We start from the raw sequence: 22,972 nt of genomic DNA, 5'->3' as shown, positions 1-22,972 counted from the left end.
AAGGGAAAAGAAGGAGTAAGTGATGAACTTCGTGCTAAGATTTTAGAAACTTCTAGAATAATGGGGTATGTGGAAAATTATGCGGCAGCTTCGATTAAAAGAAAAACTGAGAGAATAGCCGTAGTTCTCCCGAAAGGTAAATGGGAGAAAAAAATGTACTTCGACTATATTTGGCTTGGAATTAAAAAAAGTGCAAAGGAATTAAAAGGGTTAAATGTAGAAACCATACCTTTTGTATGTGATGACGAAGAACAACAGCTCACCCAGCTTAAAGAAATAGCTGAAGCTGGTTCGGGTGAGTATGGCGGGGTTATAACAATCTCATTTACAAGAGCCCCTGAAGTGCTTATGCAGCTACAGAGGTTATTGGCACAGAATATAAGGGTTTTGGTTATAGATGACCATATTAAAAGTCCTGAAGGGCTTATCTGTATTCATCCGAGAGAAGTACAGGTAGGTAAAGTCGCAGCTGAGCTTGCTACTCTTATAACTCCTGAAAAAGGTAGAATATTGGTGTCGAGCGGTCGTTCGGATTCAAAAATCCATGAAGGTCGTTTGAACAGTTTTTGTAACTATATAAAAGAGCATAAGCCGGAGCTGGTCTTAGAGTTTGTAAAAGGTTACACAAGAAAAATGAATCCAAAGGGTGAGCTTTACCAAAATGCCTGTAAAGCACTTGATAAGTATGATGATGTGTGTCTGATGTATGCCCTTACTTCACATGACAATGTAGCCTTTGTAGAAGCGGTTGAAAGAAGGAAAGGAAATAAAAATGTAAAAGTAATCGGCACAGACTTAAATGAGGAAACTTTAGAATTTCTCAAGCAGAAGAAAATGGTGGCAGTTATAGACCAAAACTCTTATAAAAAGGGTTATATTGCATTTAATGCTATGGTTGACTGTCTTATTAAAAATATGGCTGTACCGGATGTGATGTTCTGCAAAATTGACATTGTTCTCGAAAATAATGCGGAACTTTACAATGTACAATAGTTAATGTTTGATTATGAAAGGTTTTGTACATATTTTTCTGTCTGATAAGGATGTACAAAAAACTCATATATATAAGTAAACATAAAAAAGGAGGAACATTTTTATGAAGAGAAAGTTTTTACAAAGAATTGGGGTTGCAGTAATTTCCGGTGCTATGGTAATGTCAGCACTTGCAGGATGTGGAAATACTGCAAAAACAGACAAGTCAACAACTTCCGGTACAGCTAAATCAGCATCAACTAAGTCAGGGACAAGTAGTGCTGCAACAGGTTCTGATGCAAAGAAGTTCAGTGGAGTAAAGCTTGTATACTGGTCAAGCTGGGAAGCTACAGAGCCACAGGGCATAGTTATTGCAGAGGCTATTGAGGCTTATGAAAAGGAGACAGGAGTTGACATTGAAGTTGAGTTTAAGGGACGTAAGGGAATTAAAGAAGGTTTAATCCCGGCTCTTGATGCAAATCAGCAGATAGACTTCTTTGACGGACAGGGCAACAAGAGCAATTACGGTGACCGTATTATAAGTCTTGAGGATATAGTTAAAGAGCATAATTATGAGCCACGCTCCAATCCAACTATGATGGCACTTTTTAGAAGCTATAATGATGGTGTGTTGAAAGAAATACCTTTCCAGTTTAAGGCTAACTCATATCTTTACAATAAAAAACTTTTCAAACAGGCAGGTATTGAGAAGGCACCTGCTAACTGGTCTGAGTTCTTAGATGCTTGCCAGAAGCTTAAGGATGCAGGTATCACACCTATTACTACTGACGATGCTTATGTGCCACAGGCATTTGGTATGCATCTTGGAAGACTTGTAGGAAGTGAAGGTTTGAAGAAAATCGTAAATGAAAACGGTTGGGACAGACCTGAGGTTTTACAGACAGCTAATGACCTTGCAGACCTTGCAGCTAAGGGATATTTCTCAGAGCTCGTTGCATCAAACGTATATCCTACCGGACAGAATACAGAGTATGCAACAGGAAAGGCAGCTATGTACTGTGTAGGAACATACATGGTTAATGAGGTTAAGAACATTACAGGACCTGACTTTGAATGGGGCTTCTTCGCATATCCTGAGGTAAACAACGGAATTAACGGAACAGAGGCTATGGTTATCGGTGGACAGAGCTTTGCTATTACTTCAAAGTGTAAGAATCCGGAAGCAGCTTTTGGATTTATCGAGAAGATGACAAGAGGCGAATTTGACGAGAAGTTAGGTAGAGAAAGTATCAGTATTTCTGCAGATACAGAAAATAATAACTGGCCTGAGCAGCTCGCAGATGTAAAGCCTTACTTTGACAACTGTAAGGAGATTATGGGTGGAGCAGAAAGCAATCCTGATATTACACCTGCATTAAAGGAGAACTTAATTAAGCTTTACTCAGGTAAAATCACAGGTGCAGAGTTTGTTGCCAACATGAAGACAGCTGCAGGAAAGTAAGACTAAGGTCGTATTTATAGTCTTATTTACAACAAATATGTGATTTGTACTTAGATTTGCAAATGTACATAATAGGGGCAGGCAGGTAACGGATTGTTATTTGACCTGCCCGTTTTATAAGTTACTTATCCCAAACCGGGTTTATACTAAAGTAGTCTGTTCAGAAGGGGAAATATTTATGAAGCGCAATAGAAGTATGATTTTAGCATTTACTCTTCCCGCAACATTATTGTTCATTGGAGTATTTGTCTATCCTATAATCAGAACTGTAATCATGAGCTTTTTTAGGATTGTGGAGATTACAGATCCGTTTAGTCAGTGGGAATTTAGAGGAATTGGTAATTATATTGATTTATTTAGTGCCTCATTGTTTAGGCAGTCTCTTATCAATATAGGAAAGATATGGACAATAGGTGGATTAATTACACTTGCATTCTCATTGCTATTAGCTATAATCCTTACAAGCGGAATAAGAGGAAAGGCATTTTTTCAGGCAGCAATTTATCTGCCTAATGTAATTAGTGCCGTAGCAATGGCAACTATGTGGATTCAGTATGTATTTAATTCTTCTTATGGATTTTTAACAACATTTTTTAATATGTTGGGCTTAGAAAAACTTGCTAAAATACAGTGGTTGGATGCAGAACATAAATTCTGGGCTCTTCTGATATCCTACTGCTTCGGAATGATAGGCCACCATATGCTTATATGGATAAGCGGTATAGAGAGAATCAGCAAGGAATACTACGAGGCATCAGGAATAGATGGTGCCAATAAAGTTCAGCAGTTTTTTCATATTACCCTTCCTCTTCTTAGAGGTATTTTAAGAACAAATATTATCATGTGGTCCATAAGAATAGCAGGATTTTTTATCTGGTCACAGCTCTTCTCTCCACTTACAGCGGATACATCCACTGTAGTTCCTATGGTATATATGTATACCAAGGTATTTGGAGCGGAAACAGCAGATATAATTTCCCGTGATGCCGGAGCCGGTGCGGCTATTGGTATAATTCTTTGTGTTTTAGTCTTGATTATATTCAAGCTTGCAAACAAATTTATTAAGGACGATGATTTAGAGTTCTAATAGTCAAATATGAAAGGTTAGATTATGAAAATGTTTAAAACTGCAAAAAAAGAAAAAAATCCCGTTCCTTTCAACTTAAAAAAGGAAATCAAGCTTTTACCGGGATATATAATTATAATTACCTGGATTCTTTTTACAGTAGTTATACTTGGATGGGTAGTGGCAGCGAGTTTGTCAACTACAGCAGATATATTTTCAGGTGATATTCTTGGATTTAAGACAGGACTTCATTTTGAAAACTATAAAAAAGCCTGGGTATCATCAAATGTGTCGGTATTCTTCACCAACTCCCTTATTTATGCAGTACTGTCATGTGCATTTCTCATCTTGATTTGTGCGCCTTATGCCTACGTACTTCAGAGATTTGAATTCTGGGGAAGAAAGACAATAACATCAGCGCTTGCAGGTACAATGGGTATTCCGATTATAATGGTTATTATTCCTCTATATACCTGGGTTGCAAGAACCGGTGTGCTGGGTAATGCATTCTCAAACAGAATAGTCCTTGTAGTACTGTTTGTGGCTGTAAAAATACCATACACAACTACTTTTCTTATGGCATACTTTGCCAATATTTCAAAAGCCTATGAAGAAGCCGCGGCTATAGACGGCTGTCACCCTGTAAAGACTTTCTGGAAGATTGTATTCCCTCTTGCGCAGGGCGGAGTAGTAACGGTAACAATCTTTAATTTCATAGCAATATGGAATGAGTATTTCCTCTCTCTGTTATTCGTAAACTCAGAGAAGCTAAGACCTGTAGCACTTGGTCTGTTCTCAATGATTAACGGAATGAAGTACAGCGGAGACTGGTCAGGCTTATTTGCATCAGTAATCATTGTATTTATTCCTACTTTTGTGCTTTATCTGGGATTGTCTAAGAAGATTATAGGCGGAATAACAGGAGGCGTTAAGGGCTAAATATGAGTATGGGAAAAGCTGTTTCTGAAAAATATTCTATGATTTTAGTAAGCTCAATGGAGAAGGTGTTTACAGATAAAGAGCCTTTATATTTTCCTGAGCGCTGTGCTTTTCAGGGACTTTTTGGGGAAAATGTATCCTTTCAGTTAGCAATCAGGGCAGATATAAGGAGAAAAGAGAAGGTAAGGCTTAAGGTGTACAGTGATTTAGAGCCATACATAAAAGTAAGACGTGTGGCTTTGGTTCCATCTGAATATCCGGCTCATCCGGAAAAGGACGGAAATTATCTTAAATGCACACCGGGGCTTTATCCTGATTTATTAAAAGAGCTTGATGAAGATGGAGAAACAGCTATTTTACCGGGTATTTGGCAGAGTTTTTGGATTGATATTGATATCACAGATAAAATAAAGGGTGGTATTCATCCTGTAAGAGTCTGTGTATTAAAAGATGATGATACAGTCGAAGTCGAAGTTACTGCCAAGGTTGAGGTAATTCCCATACCACTTCCCAAACTCACGCTTTACCATACAGAGTGGTTTCACAGTGACTGCCTTGCTGATTATTATAAGGTTTTGCCGTTTAGTGAAGAACACTGGGAAATTTTGAAAAATTTTATAGAAGTATATGTAAGGCGTGGAGGAAATACAATTTTAACTCCGGTATTTACACCGCCTTTAGACACTGAGGTGGGTGGTGAGCGTACTACGGTACAGCTTGTTGGTATATCCGAGAGTGATGGAAAGTATAAGTTTGATTTTAATAAGCTTGAAAGGTGGATAGCTCTGTGTAGCGAGGCAGGAATAGAGTATTTTGAAATTGCTCATTTCTTTACTCAATGGGGAGCAGGCTTTGCACCTAAGATAATGGTAGAAAAGAATGGCAAATTGATAAGAAGATTTGGCTGGGATACCCCTGCTGTGGGTGAATATACTGTATTTTTAGAGCAGTTTATTCCGGCATTAAAGACATTTTTATCAGAAAAAAATTTGCTTGATAAAACTTTTTTTCATATTTCCGATGAGCCAAGACAAGAGCATATTAAAGAGTATGAAAAAGCAAGGCTGTCGGTACTTCCTTATTTGAAGGATTGCAAGATAATTGATGCTTTGTCGGATTATAAATTTTATGAAAAAGGGCTTGTGGATATTCCTGTATGTGCCATCAATCACATAGAGCCTTTTATAGAAAATAATGTTCCGCATTTGTGGAGCTATTATTGTACCTCTCAGTATGAACTGGTATCAAACCGCTTTTTCTCTATGCCTTTAGCAAGAACCCGTATTTACGGGGTTTTGGTGTATAAGTTTGGAATGGAAGGAATACTTCACTGGGGATTTAATTTTTACAATAACCAGTTTTCAAAAAAGGCTATTAATCCATACGAGGTAACTGACTGTGGAGGCAGCTTCCCTTCTGGTGATGCATTTTTGGTGTATCCGGGAGAGGGGGGAAAGCCTGAGGAGTCTATACGTCTTATGGCTATGAATGAAGCCTTACAGGATTACAGAGCACTTAAACTGCTTGAAGCTAAAATAGGAAAAACAGCGGTAATAGAGCTTTTGGAAGAGGGATTGTCAGAGCCTCTTACCTTTTTTGAATATCCAAAATCACCTGAGTATCTTATTATGCTCAGACGTAAGATAAGCAGGATACTTACAAGTGATGAAAAGGTTTAATATGAAAATGGAAAATACAGAAGAAAGAGTAATCAGAGAGCTGTCTACACTTAATGCAAATATTGAAGAAGCCAAATTATGCTTAAAATCAGTTGAGGTAAATCAACATTTCAGCTTTGGCACATGGACAAGCAGACAGCATTTATTTCTGGTTTTAAGAGCAGGAAATGAAAGCGGATACGGAGAATGTGTTATCAGCGTTAATAACCCTGAGGTTTCATTAGATGAAAATCATAATAATATCAATATGCTTAAGGGGTTAAGTATAAAAGAAGCATTCTCTCTTTTACGAACAAAGCGGGGTATTTTTCCTGAGAATATAGTAGAAATGGCAGAGATGGCATTAATAGATCTTGCAGGCAAATGTCTGAAAAAATCGGCACTGGATGTCCTAGGACTTAAGGAGAGAAAGCCGGTTTGTGGAGTTTATGTTATCCTAAGTGATAATCCTGAAGATGTTGCTAACAAAACAGGCTTTGCTATAGCTAATAAAAAGTCAGAGTTTATAAAGGTTAAATTGTTTGGTGATGTAGAACTTGATAAAAAGATTATAAAAGCAGTAAGAGATAATTCTAAAAATCATGATACATTTATTATAGGGGATGTAAACGGAGGATATAAAAATATAGGAGAAGAAAAATCCTTAGAAAACATTGCAATTTGCCTTAAAGCCCTTCATGAGGCGGGACTTGATGCCTGTGAAGATCCGGCATATATAGACAATGAAGAATGGGTAGAGCTTCAAAAACAGCTTCCTGATTTGCCACTTATACCTGACTATCCTCTAAGACCGTCAAGAGAGGCGGTAAATAAGATATTGCCGGGTATGGGTGGAATCTATAATATTCATCCGGATTCGTCAGGCTCTATAATAGATGCTGTCGAACTGGCAAAGAGAATATACGAAATAGGTGCCAAGCTTATGATAGGTGATGACAGTCTTATAGGACCTGCGGCTACAGTGTGGCAGCAGATAGCAATAGGGCTTGGAGCAGAATGGGTAGAAGCCACCGAAAAGGAGAAGGAAAGCAGATTTTATTATGATGCGGTGGAGGATATACCCACAGACAGCAGAAGTAATCCTATTTCAGTTAAGCCCTGCTATGGTTTTGGAATATATCTTGATGAAAAGAAGTTGTTTAATTCATAAATCAGATAATTTATGTTGTAATAATTTGGTTTAGATGAAGCGGATAGAAGGAGAGTGAAGTAGAGAATATGAATTTGGTATTTGTTTTTGCAGATCAATGGAGAGCCGGAGCCATGGGCTATGCTAACGAAGATCCGGTATTAACCCCTCTTATGGACAGATTTTGTTCAGAGTCAACCTATTGTGATCATGCTTTCAGTACATTTCCGGTCTGCTCACCTCACAGGGCAAGTCTTATGACAGGAAAATATCCGCTATCGGCAGGATTTTTTACAAATTGTAAAAAAGGCTTGCCTTTAAGGCTTGGTGATGACGAGATTTGTGTAGGACAGGTGCTTAAAGAGGCAGGCTATGATACAGCCTATATAGGAAAATGGCATTTGGACGAGCCTGAGCAGAACCACTGTGAGGAACCAAAGTCAGGTGCAAGGGACTGGGATGCATACACTCCTCCGGGAATAAGAAGACATGGCTTTGACTACTGGTATTCTTACGGAACTTGTGATACACATTTATCACCTCATTACTGGCAGAATACGGATGAGATGATTAAGGTAAACAAATGGTCTCCTGAGCATGAAACCGATAAGGCTATAGAATATCTCTCAGAAAAACGCGATAAATCAAAACCGTTTGCCCTCTATATGTCATGGAATCCGCCACACAGCATTTACAGTGAGGTTCCTGAAGAGTATCTGAAGCTTTATGATAAGGTAAAACTTAAAAGTAATGTATGCTTAAAGGATATTCATCATCATACGGGAGAAAATGCTGCAAGGACAGAGGAAGAAATGATTCTTACTACCAAGCAGTATTATGCGGCTGTAAGCGGTCTTGACAAGCAGTTTGGCAGGTTGGTTGATTACCTTAAAGAGAATAACTTATATGATGATACCCTTATTATTTTATCTGCGGATCATGGAGATATGATGGGATCGCATGGTCTTATGGGAAAGCATGTATGGTATGAAGAATCAATCAGAATACCTTTTGTAGTACATATGCCGGGTAATGATAATAAAAGATGCAGTACCTGTATAGGAAGTCAGGACATGATGCCGACTGTCTTAGGGTTGTTAAATTGTCCTATACCTGATACGGTAGAAGGCGAAGACTGCTCAAGATTTATAAAGGGTGAAGAGGATGAGGAGAGAGTAAGCTTTATCTGTGCCTCACCGGGAAGAGCAGATTTTGTTGAAAAATTTAAGAAAGCGGGCAAAAACCCTGCAGCCTATGGCTGGCGTGGAGTAAGAACTAAAAGATATACCTATGTGTTAGAACTTGGATATGATGTGATTTGTAAGCCTAAGAGATATCTTTATGATATATTAAAAGATCCGGAGCAGAAAAATCTGCTTGATTTAGAGGATGAAGAAAATAAAGAGCTTGCCAAAAAACTTGAAGCAGAGGTTATAGGCTGGATGAAGCGTCAAAACGACAGTTTTCTTGATAACTGGCTTAAGGAAGCAGATAATGAATAATACAGAATTGTTATGGAGTGATTTTTGCAAACATTTCGTATATAAAAATGAGGACTACCTAAAAATTGCAGATTTTTGTATTAAAAACTGCGAAGAAATGAAGGATATAGCTGTAAAAACAGCAGATGAAATAACAGAGCATACATTCTTATTCAGGCTTCCATGGGATATGGAGTCTACAAGTGAAGCAGTACATTTTGATGGAAAAATAAAGTGGAATTACTGTCTTAACGAAGATCAGGAATTTATTTTTCAACTTAACAGACATAGATACTGGATATGTCTGGGACAGGCTTACAGGCTTTACTCAGATGATAAGTATGTTAAAGCATTTACAGAGCAGTTACTTGACTGGATAAGCGAAAATATTGAGATAGAAAAAACTGATAAGATGCTTTGGAGAACCCTTGAAGCAGGACTGCGTGCTGATTACTGGGTACGTGCAATGGCTCTTTTTGCAGACAGCCCACTTATTACTGAGGACGTAAAGGAAAAGTTTTTCTCTGCTTTAGCGGTACATGCAAAGCATTTGGCAGAAAATCCGAAAAAAGGTTTTTCGATAAAAAGTAACTGGGGCGTAATGGAGTATACAGGACTGTATGTACTCTCACATATACTTAAAATTTCAGAGTATAGAGAAACTTCTGTTCATTTCTTAAAACTGGCATTACGTACACAGATACATGATGACGGAATGCAATGGGAAGCTTCTCCTATGTATCATAATGAGGTACTGGCTGCTTACCTTGAAGTTTTAAGAGTGGCTAAGCTTTACGGGGATGAGCCGTTTTCAGAGGAAGAAAAGCAGATTATAAGAAATATGGCTCATGCTACTTTTAAGAGAACATATCCTAATCACCATCAGCTTATGACAGGGGATTCAGACGATACCGATGTAAGAGATTTGTTAAGTCAGGCAGCGGTTATATTTGGTGATAAGGTTCTTAAATTTGCAGGCTTTACACAGCTTGATTTTGAAGGTGCCTGGCTTTTCGGAGTTAAGGGAATAGAAGATTATGAAAAGTTAGAAACCTTAGAAATTCCTGCAGGACTTGTGACCTTACCGGAAAGCGGCGAGGCAATCTGGAGAAATTCCTACAATGAAGACTCTGATTTTCTGTATTTTAGAAACGGCAGTCTTGGAGGAGGTCATGGTCATCAGGACAAGCTTCATGTGGAGCTGTGGTTTGACGGAGAGCAGATACTTAGAGATAGCGGACGTTACACTTATAAAGACATAGAAGAAAGATATGTACTTAAGGGTGCAAAGGCTCACAATGTACCTCTTATAAATAACAGCGAATACGCACCTAGTGTAAATTCTTGGACTTATAAGAATCTGCCGCCTTCACTTGGCAACATTTTTACTAAAAAGGGTGACTTCTTATTATTTGAAGGTGTTCACTGTGGGTACATGGAATCGGGAGTGTTGCTTAGAAGACGGGTTGTAGCACCAAGGTCTGATATAATTATTATCAGTGACGAAATTATCGGAAACAAGGATAATATACTATCACAGCATTTTGCTTTTGCTGAAAATATCAGTCTTAAAAGAGAAAATAACCTGATAATCGGCAAAGGAGATAAATGTGAATTTATTATCAAAAGCTTTGATGAAAATGGAGAAGTGGTACAGGATATTGTCAAATCTCCGGTATCAAGGCATTATAATCAGATAGAAGAAAGTGAAGCCCTTAAGATAAATACAGAAGACTCATATTTTTTAACTACAATAATTGTAAAAACTGTCATAGGTGATAAAATAGAGATTACCAAAGAGAAAGTTTATAACTATACAAATGGAGTTATACTGAAGGATACTGAGGTACAGGGTTATTTGATTTCAAGAGGGAAAGAGGAATACAGCATTGTACTTCTTAAGGATGATGTAGGTAACGGAAGAGATTTAAACGGCATAAAGGGAGTGTACGGGCTTGGACAAGCTATGGTCTGTGCTCTTCATAAAAAGGATGAATGTATGACAGTACTGAGGTGGTAGATGAAACGGTACTATATTTAGATTACAGCGAACAAAGGGATAAGAAGGTACAAGGCTAGCCTGTTACCTGCGTTAGTAAGATAAAAAGGAGATTGGATAAGTGGAAAAATGGATTGATGTTGATTTATTACAGAATTATCCGGAAGCTTCGGATGAGATGGTAAAAGATGCTCTTGATACCTGTACAAAACAGGTTAAGAACAATCTTCCTGAATTTGAGGAGCATTTTCCTCCTGCAAACAGTGAAGGAAATTTTTATAAACCGGACATTAATACAGACTGGACAAGCGGTTTCTGGACAGGAGAAGTTTGGCTTGCTTATGAAAATGCTGCAAATGCTGAAGATAAGGCATTATTTGAAACAGCAGGCAAGAAACAGGCAGATTCATTCTTAGAGAGAATTAACGTAAGACATTATATAGATCATCATGATATGGGATTTTTATATATACCGTCCTGTGTTGCGGCATATAAACTGCTTTCTTATGAGAATGGAAAGGAAGCGGCGATAAAGGCTGCCGACCAGCTTGTAAGCAGATATCGTCCTGAAGGAAAGTACATTCAGGCCTGGGGAGAAATGTGGGCAAGGGATAATGCAAGACTTATCATAGACTGTATGCTTAATGTACCGCTGTTATACTGGGCAAGTGAGGTTACAAAAGACGGACATTATGCGGAGATAGCTAAAAACCATATCCTTACAACAATGAAGTATGTTATAAGGGATGATGATTCTACCTGGCATACAATATTCTTCGATCCGGACAGCGGTGAATTTTCTCATGGCGCTACCTGTCAGGGATATAAGGATGCTTCAGCCTGGGCAAGAGGGCAGGCCTGGGGAGTTTACGGAACTGCTATAGCATATAAAAATACAGGTGATAAAGAATATATTAAGTACTTTGAAAGAGTATCAAAATATTTTCTCAGTCATCTTCCAAAGGACCTTTGTCCATATTGGGATTTAAGTTTTGGAGATGGGGATGAGGCTGAACAGCCAAGAGATTCTTCATCAGCAGCAATCGCAATCTGCGGATTCTTAGAAATGAGCAAGTACCTTGATGAGGAGAAGGCGGCATATTATACATCGGTTGCAAGAAAACTTATGCACTCTCTTATAGAGAATTACCAGGTAAAGGATAAGAGCATATCAAACGGTCAGCTTCTGCATGGAACCTATGCAAAGAAGACACCGTATAACACCTGCAACAACAGAGGGGTTGACGAATGTGTTATATGGGGAGATTACTTCTTTATGGAAGCACTTACAAGACTGGTAAGAGCGGATTGGGAGATGTACTGGTAAACTAACTACAGGAGTAGAAAGATGATTAAATTAAAAATTGTAGGTAAAGACGAAAGAGAAAAGGCCTGTGGCTTTGAAGGTGATGACAAGGCAGAGCTTGTTTACTGCAGTGAATACCTTGACGGAGACAGGATAGTGCTTGATACGGACAGAACCGGAAGATACTGTGTGGTACGCTTTGAAGACAGTATGAGAGAGGCATTTATATATGTGCCGGGTAGAAATGTGGCATTCTTTATACCGTCTGCAAATAACAGGCCTAATTATTCTCCTAAAAGCTTTACAGGAGCAATGCATTATATAGAGGCACGTTATGCAACGGATGAGGAAATAAGCAAGGTAAAAAATCTGGTATTAAATGTATATGACCAGCATGAAAATGCTACATTTTATCCTCATGCATCAGCAAACGTGGAAACCAGAGGAGAGGCGGTGTTTGCGGCAAGAAATGCCGTAGATGGAATGTATGCCAATTCTTCACATGGAAGATACCCATATCAGAGCTGGGGCATCAACAGAGATCCAAATGCTGCCCTTACCATAGATTTCGGAAGAGAAGTGCTTATCAATGAACTAAGGCTTACACTTAGGGCGGATTATCCTCACGATAATTACTGGGTAAGTGCAACCGTTAGCTTTGATGATGGAAGTAAAGAGGTATTAAAGCTTGAAAAATCAGAAAAACCACAGTGCTTTAAGATAAAGGAAAGAAAGATTAAGAGCTTTGTGCTTGACAAGCTTATAAAGGCAGAGGGCGAATCTCCATTCCCTGCACTTACACAGATTGAAGCCTGGGGAGTTGAAGCGTAGCAATATCACCCCATAGTCACAGACCTAAAACAGTTTATCCTACTGTATTATTCGGAATAAGAAGTCTGTGACCTATGACGTGAATAATTTGAGTTAAATTTTCATTTATAAAAGGAGGACAAAATGGATATAAGATATTCAGCAAATCAGAGAGATTTTAAACGTTATACTACAGAGGAAATCAGAGGAGAATTTCTGATTGAAAATTTATATAAGAAAGATGAAGTGGTAGCAGTATATTCACATGTGGACAGAATGGTAACTCTTGGCTGTATGCCTGTAGAAGAAGCAGTTTCCATCAGTAAGGGAATTGATGTCTGGGCAAACTTCGGTACCGACTATTTCCTTGAAAGACGTGAAATCGGTATTTTCAACATAGGCGGTGCAGGAAAGATAAAGGCTGACGGCGAAGTTTTTGAAATGGGCTATAAGGACTGTCTTTATATTACAAAGGGTACAAAGGAAGTAACATTTGAAAGTAACTCTCCTGAAACACCTGCTAAATTTTATATGGTAAGTGCACCTGCCCATACTTCATACAAGACTACCTTTATACCTATAGAAAAGGCGGCAAAAAAACCTCTCGGAAGTATGGAAACCTCTAATAAAAGAGTAATTAACCAGTTCATACATCCGGATGTGCTTAAGACCTGCCAGCTTTCAATGGGTATGACTGTGTTGGAGCCGGGAAGCGTATGGAACACAATGCCTGCACATACACATGAACGCAGAATGGAAGTATATATGTACTTTGAAGTGCCTGAAAATCAAGTGGTATTCCATATGATGGGAGAGGGTACAGAAACAAGACATATTGTTATGCAGAATGAACAGGCTGTTATTTCACCATCCTGGAGTATTCATTCAGGTGCTGGAACTTCAAACTATACCTTTATATGGGCAATGGGCGGAGAAAATCAGGCATTTGATGATATGGACAATATAGCAACAACAGATTTAAGATAGGAGAAAAATATGGAAAACATAATGAAACAGTATGATTTGACCGGAAAGGTAGCACTTGTTACAGGTGCTTCCTACGGAATAGGCTTTGCTATTGCAAAGGGACTTGCCTCGGCAGGTGCAACTATCGTGTTTAACGATAGAAAAGAAGACCTTGTGGAAAAGGGTATTGAGGCTTACAAAGAAGAGGGAATTAAGGCTTACGGTTATGTTTGTGATGTAACTGATGAGGATGCGGTAGAAGAGCTTATAAAGAAGATAGAAAACGAGGTAGGTGTAGTTGACATACTTGTAAATAACGCAGGTATTATTAAGCGTATACCTATGTGTGAAATGAAGGCAGCAGAGTTCAGAGAGGTAATAGATGTAGATCTTAATGCACCATTTATAATGTCTAAGGCTGTAATTCCTGGCATGCTTAAAAAGGGACATGGAAAAATTATAAATATCTGTTCTATGATGAGTGAGCTTGGAAGAGAGACAGTAAGTGCATACGCTGCAGCAAAGGGCGGTCTTAAAATGCTTACAAAGAATATTGCATCTGAGTTCGGTGAGCATAATATCCAGTGTAACGGAATAGGACCGGGATATATAGCAACACCTCAGACTGCTCCTTTAAGGGAGAAGCAGGCTGATGGTTCAAGGCATCCTTTTGATTCATTTATTATAGCTAAAACTCCTGCGGCACGTTGGGGAGAACCTGAGGATTTGGCAGGACCTGCAGTATTTTTGGCATCAGATGCATCTAATTTTGTAAATGGTCATATTCTCTATGTAGATGGAGGAATACTGGCATATATTGGAAAGCAGCCTTGATAAATATAATAATAGCGTATTTACACCATAGGTAGCAGCCGTATGTATTATCTTATCTATGCCTATGGAGTGATATAAATAACATCTGTGTTAGGGGCTGTCTTATTTATTAATGTGGCAGCCCGATTATTTTATATTTTGTAAATAATTGAGGTTTAGTATAAAACAAAGGGGATTCATTATGAAACTTAGGGGAATAACAAAAGCGGTAAGTCGGATTATGGTATTTGTTTTGTGTTTGCAAGCATTAATGCCTAACGTTCCAATTATGGTAAAGGCATCTCCGACAGGAGGTGGAACTGTCACACAGTATACACCGGGATTTCATGTGAAAGAAGATACCGGTATGACCATACTGCAGTTAGCACAAAAACCGGACTATTATCAGAATAACTATGAAAATACCTTGGATAAAAATAAAATTCCAGGGACAACAGTATTAGCTTACAATGATGTTGATGTGGCAAAGGCAGAAAGACCACTTATTGCATCGGCATGGAAGGGAGCAAAGCTTGATGAGAGCAATTTTATTGCTGCGGTGCAACAGACAGAAGAAGTGACAGCACAGAAATCCTATTTTACTATGGAAGACCAGCTGGCTTGTCTGGGTGCAGGTATCAACAATGTTTCGTCTGATACAGGGAGAGAAGTACATACTATCATTGAAGATTATAAGTTTGATGACATAACGAAAGATAAGGCAGTGCTTAGAATTTCTAAAAAGCCTGTAAAAGCATGGGAAAAGTTTTTTCCGAATAATGAAATTTTCACATTTAATGATGTGGATAAAGATAAGGGAAACTTAAAATCCAATAAGTTTTGGGCATTTATTTTGCCGGCGGGCTTACAGAAAGGAAACGGCTATCATTTTAAGGAAAATGAAAAAGAGTTTAATTTCCGTTTCGTTGAAAGTGGTGATGCTACAGTGAAAAAGAATTATCTTCAATTATGGTTGAACCATGGCACAAAAAATGATGCCTCTTATGAGTATAGTGTGTTTAAAGAAGTGAATGATAACAGCAATCAAAAATTGGTGCGTGAATATATGGATGATAATAAAGCGATTACAATTTCAAATACGAAAGAGATACAAGCCTCTTTTTATAAACGAAGAGATACAGTAGCTGCAAATATTTGGGCGGAAAACGGCGGTAGTGTAGAGCATGGTGACATTTCAAATTTTAAGGTAAATGCGAAGAGTTCGGTTATGATGAGAAAAAAAGCCGGATTATTGGAAATTGCAGTTTCAGATCCGACAGGAACGAAAGATGGAACTATTGAACTTGAAATTGACTCAAAGGGGTATGATGTTATTTCTAAAGATTCTAATATTACAGAGGATTTTTCCGTTCAGGGAAAAATAAAATTAATAATTGATGTAACGGGAAAAAATGGGGAAACCTCTAAGATTACAATTAGTACTATTCCTAAGGCGGTTGATGAAAATGCGACAAGTATTGACATTGTAAGAGGAAATTCCGAATTACTTCCGGTTCCTGCAGGCTTTGAAGTACCACTTCAGTGGACTACTTATTTTAAAAGAGCAGATGGAACTCCGATTAAAACGGTAGGAAGTGCCAATAAGAAAGATGTATTGAAAGCGGGAGAAGAAGATAACGGACGTTCGGAAGGAATCGCATCTACTTCTCATATCGCAATCATTGAAGGTATTGACGGAGGTGGACTTATTACAGCACGTGAGAAGGGTGTTGTTTATGCTAAGGTGACGGATAAAAATGGACAGAATAAAGAGTGGAAAGTCAATATCTTATTTGAGGATAAAAGTAAGCTACCGGTAGTAACCAAGGAAGATTATGAAAGGCTTAGAGGGAAATGGGTTTCCTTATTGGTAGGACGAAATTTAGATAAAGATGATACAAGCGTTATGGAAACCGTAAACAATCTCAATACACAGGCGAAGGAAATATGGAATCGTTATGTCTATAAAGGACAAAATGTGTGTAATGATATTCCTTGGACAGAGAAACCGCCTAAAGAAAATCCAAATATTGAATATAAAAGAGATGCTGTGGAATTTAGACCGGCATTTCAGAATGTTCTTCTTATGGCAAAAGCATATCGCACAGAGCATGGTGACTTATATAATAATCCGGAATTATTAAAGGACATGATTAATATTTTGGAATGGCTTACAACTAATTGTTATTGCCCACAGTCACAGACGGATAACTGGTGGACTTGGGAAATTGGTATGCCAAAAGACATAATTCCAACATTAATTCTTTTGTCTGATAAATTAACAAAAGAGCAGAAAGAAAAATTTACTGAAGGAGTAAGATTTTTTCAGCCTGATCCTTATCATGGTGGTGCAATCGGTACAGGTTCTACCCATGTATTAGGATATCGTATGCAGTATGCGGCAAATCGTATCGACAATTCTGTAACTGCAATGGGGCTAGGTTTATTGCTTGAAGATAATGAATTTATGTATCTTGCAAGTTTAGCCTCATCTTCTGTACTTGAGTTTGCAACAGTGAAGGATAATACTTTATTGGCAGCAGAAGGATTTGAAAACGGATTTTATAAAGACGGTTCTTATATTGACCACTCCCGTACCCCTTATGCCGGCTCTTATGGAGTAGTTGTATTGGAGGGTATAGTTAATATTTCATCTATTTTAGGAGGTTCTCCTTGGCAGTTCAATGCTGATAAAACAGAGATATTAGAAACAATCTTTGTAAATACATATGGAATTAGTATGTATAAAGGTTTAGTTTTGGAGATGTTACGTGGAAGAGCCGTTGCAAGAGAAAACGTAACAGGAAAAACAGTTGGTCGTCAGATAATGACTTATGTAATTAAAACCTTAGATTCTGTTGGTGCAGAAAAGAAGGCAATCTTACTAAACTGCTTAAAGAGCTGGTTATCAGCAGATGTAGAGTATATAAGTACTCTAAAAGAGTTAAACGAGCTTTTTGTGAAACAAAAAGCTCAGGAAATATTAAATAATAGTGGTATTTCTGCTGATCTTCCAAGTATGCATAAAAATTTTCCTCTGATGGATAGGGCAATCCACAGAACAAAAGATTGGCTTTTTGGTCTAAGTATGTATTCCGAGAGAATCCTTAATACGGAAATTATGAATGGGGAGAACTTATACGGTTGGCATCAGGGTGACGGTATGACTTATCTTTATGGAAAAGATAATACACATTACACTGATAATTACTGGAATACGGTGAATCCGTTCCGTTTAGCCGGCACAACAACCGTTTCTAAAAATATAGGAAATGGAGTAAAAGACAGTAGTGGTTTTTATCAAGATGGAGATTATACCTCTAAAGAAGATTGGGTTGGAGGAAGTGAGTTATCAGACTGTGGTGTAAATGGAATGTCGCTTTCCGGATACAATGATTCTAAAACACCGTATGAGCCGAACCTAAAAGCCTTAAAATCATATTTTATGTTCGGTGATGAAATCGTATGCTTAGGTAGTGGAATTAGTGATAACGGAAGTAATTTTATTACCGAAACAACCGTTGAAAATAGAAAGTTAAATGATGCGGCATCGAATAAAATCACAAAAGACGGAAATGAGCTTACTCTTAATCCGATTTCTGTAAAAGTAGCAGAGATTGTAGAAAAAGAAGGCTTAGGTAACGGAGAAGGTTCCATGGTGGGAACCGATTTAAATGATACAAAGTGGGTTCACATGGAAGGAACTGTTCCTGAAGACAGCATCGGTTGGTATTTCCCAAAAGGTACAAACAAGCTAAAAGCAAGAAAAGTAGCAAGTATGGGTAATTGGGGAAATATTAATCTTAAAGTTTCTGCAGATGTTGTGAAGAACTATTTTGAATTATGGTTTGATCATGGTAATAATCCACAGAATGAGGAGTATTCCTATGTTATATTGCCAAGAAAAAGTGCGGCTGAAACCGAAACATATGCAAAGAATCCAACTGTAGAAATTTTGGCCAATACGACAGATGTGCAGGCGGCAGGTTATAAAAACAAGAGCATTATCGGAGCAAATTTCTGGCAAGATAAGGAGGCGAGTGCAGCCGGAATTACTTGTAATAAAAAAGCATCTGTAATTATGAAACAGACAGGAAACACTTTAGAAATCGGAGTATCTGATCCGACTATGAAGAACACCGGAAGTATTGAGGTGGAAATTGATAAAACCTATGTAAGTGTGGTAAGAGTGGACTCGAATGTAACGGTATCCAATGCCAATCAAAAAATTCACCTCAGTGTAAACACAAAGGGAAAAAATGGAGATACTTCCGTAGCTATTTTAAGATTAAGAGAACTTTCGACAGAAGAGAACGAAAGTGGTTCGAAAACGCCACAAGCTCCATCTTCACCGTTCGTACCGGATGCAAAAAAGTATGAAAAATCGACATCGGAGAACAAACAATCATCTGATAAAAAGGCTAAAGAAAAAGAGAATGTTGAAAAACCGGTGACAGAGAAGATTGACGAAAAGAAAGAGCAAAGCATAACTTCAGAAATTTTTGTTCAGGCAGAGAGTGTTATCAGCAAAAAGAAAGAAGATAAAAAGACAGTGGTACTTACTGTAGAGGTAGGAAAAGAAACTGTTGATTCAGCTATTAAGCAAGCGACAAAGGGAGAAACGAAAAAGGTTGTAGTTAATCTTGGACTCTCCATTCCAACTAAAAGCACTCTTAAAGAGTTGAAAAAATTGGAAGAGATTAAAAAAGTGAAATTGAATTTTATTGTTCCACAAGATTTAGAAAAGAAAGGAACAGTAAAGATTACGGATATCCGAATGGAAAAAGAAGTATTAAAAGAGATTATTAAAAAAGGAGCAGACTTCAATATTTCTGTGCAAAATGAAGAGAAAAAGAATCTGTATTCATGGTCTATGAATGGAAAGGATTTAAAAGAGGCAAAGGCAGATACAATCAATTTTGCATTGGATATTGTTTCGCTAAAAGATTCCGAACCGATTAAATCTTTAGTAAAAGAGAAAAAAGGAGAAATAATTTCTTTCGCCCATGTAGGAAAACTTCCAGGAACTGCAACTATAAAAATATATGATACGGATAAATTTGACTATACTAAAAATCAAAAACTCTATGTATATTATTACAATGATAAGAAAGAGAAAGTTGAAGAAACTTACTACAGTAAAGGAAAATCTCTAGGAAAAGGAGGAATAGAATTTAAGATATCACATTGTTCCGACTATGTGCTGTTACCTAAAAAATTAGGAAAGAAATCTGTAGTATCCTTGATGGAACAGATGTCAGTGGTTTCCAAATTAAAACTTAAAGTTGGTGAGAAGAAAAATGTTTTTATCAATATTGCAGAGGGTGCTAAATTTAGCTGTAAGAGCGGTAATACAAAAGTTGTTACCGTTAAAAACGGTGTGGTAAAAGGAAAGGCTGAGGGAGAAACTGTTGTTAAAGTAACTGTAAAAATTAAAGGGAAAACATCTGTTTATAAGACAAAAGTAAGAGTAAAAAAATAAAATAAATCTAAGACTGTTTAAGGTTTATTAAAAAATAGGGTTGTCGCAAAAATGTGACAGCCCTATTTAAAATTTTTTTGAAATGAAATAAGTGAAAAAATTTTCTAAGCCCAAATTATGAAATATAATTTTTAGATTCTTTAATATAATCATCACAACTATGTGATACTTTACCTTTTGCCCAAAGTCCGGCAAGATTAATCTGTCCGGAGCCATATACGGCCTCTTTTGCACCGTCAATTTCAGGATTCACATACTTATGAAACCAAGTTGCAAGCTCATATCTTAATTCAGCGGCTTTTTCACTGTGAGTATCTTGTAAAAGCAGATTGTTTTTTTCATCAGGATCGTTAATCAAATCATACATTTCATCAGGGCCATAAGGATAGCGTTTGATATATTTAAATTCTTTGTTTCTTATCATACGGTTTGGACCATATTCATCAAGGACTATGATTTTATCATCTTGTTCATAATCAAGTCCTTTTAAGGCTTTTGCAAAACTTCTTCCGGGTAGGGTTTCATCCTCATAATCTTTAATTCCAATATAGTTTAATAAAGTAGGCATAAAATCGTAAGCTGAAACAAGTGAGTCACATACTTTATTCTCTGGAATAATACCAGGATGTGAAACAATAAAAGGTACTTTAACAGAACTGTCGTACATATTGATAGGAAAAGTCCCATTACCCTTTCCCCAAAAACCATGATGTCCACAACTAAATCCGTTGTCACTTGTAAATATGATAAGGGTATTTTCTCTGATTCCTAAGCTTTCAATCTTTTTTATAATTCTTCCGATGTTGGTATCCATAGCTGTAATTGCGGAAAAATAGCCTATTAGATTGGAACGGATATCTTTGGCGACTTCTTTTGTTAAATAAATACTGTCAGGATGCTCTTTTTCTTTTGGAATGGAATGAAAAGGACAGTCTTTATATAAATCCGTATATTCTTTCGGGTGATTATTTAACCATGGAGAATGAGGTGCTGTATAGCCGATTGTTAAATAAAAGGGCTGTTTACCGGCATATTCTTCTATAAACTCTATAGCATCATCTGTTATTACATCTGTTACATATCTAGGTTCATTGTAAAGTTTACCGTTTTTAATAAGTGGAGCATTATAGTAAGGGCCGCCTCCGGACTTATGAGCAAACCAGTGAGAAAAGCCTTTTTGAGGTTTTGCACTGTTCCCCATATGCCATTTTCCGGACAAGCCACATACATATCCATTATCGGCTAAAACTTCTGTATATGTCTTCATGCCTTTTAGGTATTCAATTTCTTCCTGTTCTTTATTATCATCTCTAAGCCAATCATGTATACCATGCTGCGAAGGGATTCTACCCGTTAGTAGAGAGGCTCTTGCAGGCGAGCAGACAGGTGATGCACAGAAAAAGTTGTTAAACATCATTCCTTCTTTTGCCAAACGATCTATGTTTGGAGTTATTATTTCATCATTTCCTGCACAACCCATCGACCAAAATCCCTGATCATCGGACAAAATAAAAACAATATTTGGATTTTTAGTATTCATAATTAATTCTCCTGTATTTCCCAAAACATACCATAAATAATATGTATACACTATCATATAATAGGTGATTTATGTTGTCAACATCACTGGAAAAGTCAAGGATGCAGTAGGATTTATTGTTTATCTCTCTGTTGGACTTGTTATTGTATAGAATAACATCTATAATATTTATAGATAAATAAAAGATATATGAAAGGTGATCTCTTATGCCTCCAATAAGTGTGTTAATTAAACCTGCATCTAGTCAGTGCAATATGGCCTGTGATTACTGTTTTTACTGTGATGAATCATCTAAGCGTTTGCAGTGCTCTTATGGATTTATGGATGAAAAGACTCTAAAAAATACAATACGAAAGACCTTGCTTAGGGCAGATGGTATGGCAAGTTATGCATTTCAAGGGGGTGAACCTACCCTGTGTGGATTGGATTTTTTTAAAAAAGTTATTGCCTACCAAAGGCAGTATAATAAAAATAATATTCAAGTTTATAATGCACTGCAGACAAATGGTTTCGCACTAACAGATGAATGGTGTGTTTTCCTAAAAGAGAATAATTTTTTAGTGGGATTATCTGTGGATGGAACGGAAGAAATACATAATTCGCTGCGCCATACAAAAACAGGGCAAGGTACATTTCAAAGAATACTTAAGTCCTCAAAACTTATGGATGATTATAAGGTTGATTACAATATCTTGACAGTTGTTACTGCAAAAGTGGCTAAGAATATTTCTGAAATATATCAGTTTTATAAAAGTAATGGATGGAACTATCAGCAGTATATTGCTTGTCTTGATCCTCTTGATGAAAAGCGTGGAAAAGAAGTTTATTCATTGACTCCAAAACTTTATGGACAGTTTCTTACTGATTTATTTAATCTTTGGTATAAAGATTATAAGAGAGGAAAAGAGCCTTATATACGCCAGTTTGTGAATTACATAAATCTTGGAGCAGGGGCTATGGCAGAATCCTGTGACCAAAGAGGAGTCTGTGGTATTCAGTATGTGGTAGAGGCAGACGGTAGTGTATACCCTTGTGATTTTTATGTGTTAGACGAATATCATCTAGGAAATTTTAATGAAAACCAGCTTGATAAGATAGATGAGAAGAGAAGAGAAATAAGATTTATAGAGCGTTCTCTTAATTTAGGTTTAAAGTGTAAGGATTGTTCCTATTATAGGCTGTGTCGTGGGGGTTGCCAGCGTTGTCGTGATTTAACCCCTGATACAGGGTTGTATGAAAATTATTTCTGTGAGGCATATAAGGTATTTTTTGATAACTGTTATGACAGGATTATGGAAATAGCAAAAAAAGTATGACCTATGCTGCTT

15 protein-coding genes are annotated in these 22,972 nt (G+C 37.3%); 14 read left to right on the top strand and 1 reads right to left on the bottom strand.

What is annotated here, in order from left to right; translation table 11 throughout:
* From ACTTKP_RS01275 to ACTTKP_RS01215, 13 genes are all read left to right on the top strand, one after another.
* Positions 1-993 (top strand): sugar ABC transporter substrate-binding protein (locus tag ACTTKP_RS01275; protein ID WP_442552092.1); only part of this gene is annotated, 993 nt, incomplete at its 5' end.
* Positions 994-1,096: 103 nt separating this feature from the next.
* Positions 1,097-2,434: an ABC transporter substrate-binding protein gene (locus ACTTKP_RS01270; protein WP_442552091.1), complete on the top strand. Its 1,338-nt coding sequence runs from the start codon at positions 1,097-1,099 to the stop codon at positions 2,432-2,434.
* Positions 2,435-2,612: 178 nt separating this feature from the next.
* Entirely contained in the window at positions 2,613-3,521 is a 909-nt protein-coding gene (locus ACTTKP_RS01265) for a carbohydrate ABC transporter permease (RefSeq protein WP_442552090.1), read from the top strand.
* Between the two features lie 30 nt (positions 3,522-3,551).
* Positions 3,552-4,439: a carbohydrate ABC transporter permease gene (locus tag ACTTKP_RS01260; RefSeq protein ID WP_442552094.1), complete on the top strand. Its 888-nt coding sequence runs from the start codon at positions 3,552-3,554 to the stop codon at positions 4,437-4,439.
* Between the two features lie 2 nt (positions 4,440-4,441).
* Positions 4,442-6,118, top strand: coding sequence for a DUF4091 domain-containing protein (locus tag ACTTKP_RS01255; protein ID WP_442552089.1), 1,677 nt, complete (start codon positions 4,442-4,444; stop codon positions 6,116-6,118).
* A complete protein-coding gene (locus ACTTKP_RS01250; protein ID WP_442552095.1) occupies positions 6,102-7,268 on the top strand; it encodes a hypothetical protein in 1,167 nt (388 codons plus the stop codon). Before ACTTKP_RS01255 ends, ACTTKP_RS01250 begins: the two co-directional genes overlap by 17 nt.
* 68 nt (positions 7,269-7,336) lie before the next feature.
* Positions 7,337-8,749, top strand: coding sequence for a sulfatase family protein (locus ACTTKP_RS01245; RefSeq protein WP_442552088.1), 1,413 nt, complete (start codon positions 7,337-7,339; stop codon positions 8,747-8,749).
* A complete protein-coding gene (locus ACTTKP_RS01240) occupies positions 8,742-10,748 on the top strand; it encodes a heparinase II/III family protein (protein ID WP_442552087.1) in 2,007 nt (668 codons plus the stop codon). Before ACTTKP_RS01245 ends, ACTTKP_RS01240 begins: the two co-directional genes overlap by 8 nt.
* 100 nt (positions 10,749-10,848) lie before the next feature.
* Positions 10,849-12,054, top strand: a complete 1,206-nt coding sequence (locus tag ACTTKP_RS01235) for a glycoside hydrolase family 88 protein (RefSeq protein WP_442552086.1) — start codon at positions 10,849-10,851, stop codon at positions 12,052-12,054.
* A 21-nt stretch (positions 12,055-12,075) separates the two neighbouring features.
* Positions 12,076-12,864, top strand: coding sequence for a carbohydrate-binding protein (locus ACTTKP_RS01230; RefSeq protein ID WP_442552085.1), 789 nt, complete (start codon positions 12,076-12,078; stop codon positions 12,862-12,864).
* A gap of 123 nt (positions 12,865-12,987) precedes the next feature.
* Positions 12,988-13,830 (top strand): 5-dehydro-4-deoxy-D-glucuronate isomerase, encoded by an 843-nt coding sequence (gene kduI, locus ACTTKP_RS01225; protein WP_442552084.1) that lies wholly within the window; start codon positions 12,988-12,990, stop codon positions 13,828-13,830.
* A 9-nt stretch (positions 13,831-13,839) separates the two neighbouring features.
* Positions 13,840-14,643, top strand: coding sequence for a gluconate 5-dehydrogenase (locus ACTTKP_RS01220; protein ID WP_442552083.1), 804 nt, complete (start codon positions 13,840-13,842; stop codon positions 14,641-14,643).
* A 181-nt stretch (positions 14,644-14,824) separates the two neighbouring features.
* Entirely contained in the window at positions 14,825-20,104 is a 5,280-nt protein-coding gene (locus ACTTKP_RS01215; protein WP_442552082.1) for a polysaccharide lyase family 8 super-sandwich domain-containing protein, read from the top strand.
* Between the two features lie 115 nt (positions 20,105-20,219).
* On the opposite strand, the gene ACTTKP_RS01210 is transcribed toward ACTTKP_RS01215, so the two are convergent.
* Positions 20,220-21,644, bottom strand: a complete 1,425-nt coding sequence (locus tag ACTTKP_RS01210; RefSeq protein WP_442552081.1) for a sulfatase-like hydrolase/transferase — start codon at positions 21,642-21,644, stop codon at positions 20,220-20,222.
* A gap of 206 nt (positions 21,645-21,850) precedes the next feature.
* Here ACTTKP_RS01210 and ACTTKP_RS01205 point away from each other — a divergent pair, with 206 nt between their 5' ends.
* Entirely contained in the window at positions 21,851-22,960 is a 1,110-nt protein-coding gene (locus tag ACTTKP_RS01205) for an anaerobic sulfatase maturase (RefSeq protein WP_442552080.1), read from the top strand.
* The last annotated feature ends 12 nt before the right edge of the window (positions 22,961-22,972 follow it).

This window comes from Catonella sp. (assembly GCF_052169795.1).
Classification (GTDB): Bacteria; Bacillota; Clostridia; order Lachnospirales; family Lachnospiraceae; genus Catonella.
This window is presented reverse-complemented; position numbering and strand designations above follow the sequence as displayed.

Coding starts and splice junctions, on each gene's coding strand:
- ACTTKP_RS01205 (WP_442552080.1), top strand. CDS start 21,851: ATGCCTCCAATAAGTGTGTTAATTAAACCTGCATCTAGTCAGTGCAAT.
- ACTTKP_RS01245 (WP_442552088.1), top strand. CDS start 7,337: ATGAATTTGGTATTTGTTTTTGCAGATCAATGGAGAGCCGGAGCCATG.
- ACTTKP_RS01260 (WP_442552094.1), top strand. CDS start 3,552: ATGTTTAAAACTGCAAAAAAAGAAAAAAATCCCGTTCCTTTCAACTTA.
- ACTTKP_RS01230 (WP_442552085.1), top strand. CDS start 12,076: ATGATTAAATTAAAAATTGTAGGTAAAGACGAAAGAGAAAAGGCCTGT.
- ACTTKP_RS01210 (WP_442552081.1), bottom strand. CDS start 21,644: ATGAATACTAAAAATCCAAATATTGTTTTTATTTTGTCCGATGATCAG.
- ACTTKP_RS01270 (WP_442552091.1), top strand. CDS start 1,097: ATGAAGAGAAAGTTTTTACAAAGAATTGGGGTTGCAGTAATTTCCGGT.
- ACTTKP_RS01255 (WP_442552089.1), top strand. CDS start 4,442: ATGAGTATGGGAAAAGCTGTTTCTGAAAAATATTCTATGATTTTAGTA.
- ACTTKP_RS01265 (WP_442552090.1), top strand. CDS start 2,613: ATGAAGCGCAATAGAAGTATGATTTTAGCATTTACTCTTCCCGCAACA.
- ACTTKP_RS01215 (WP_442552082.1), top strand. CDS start 14,825: ATGAAACTTAGGGGAATAACAAAAGCGGTAAGTCGGATTATGGTATTT.
- kduI (WP_442552084.1), top strand. CDS start 12,988: ATGGATATAAGATATTCAGCAAATCAGAGAGATTTTAAACGTTATACT.
- ACTTKP_RS01240 (WP_442552087.1), top strand. CDS start 8,742: ATGAATAATACAGAATTGTTATGGAGTGATTTTTGCAAACATTTCGTA.
- ACTTKP_RS01220 (WP_442552083.1), top strand. CDS start 13,840: ATGGAAAACATAATGAAACAGTATGATTTGACCGGAAAGGTAGCACTT.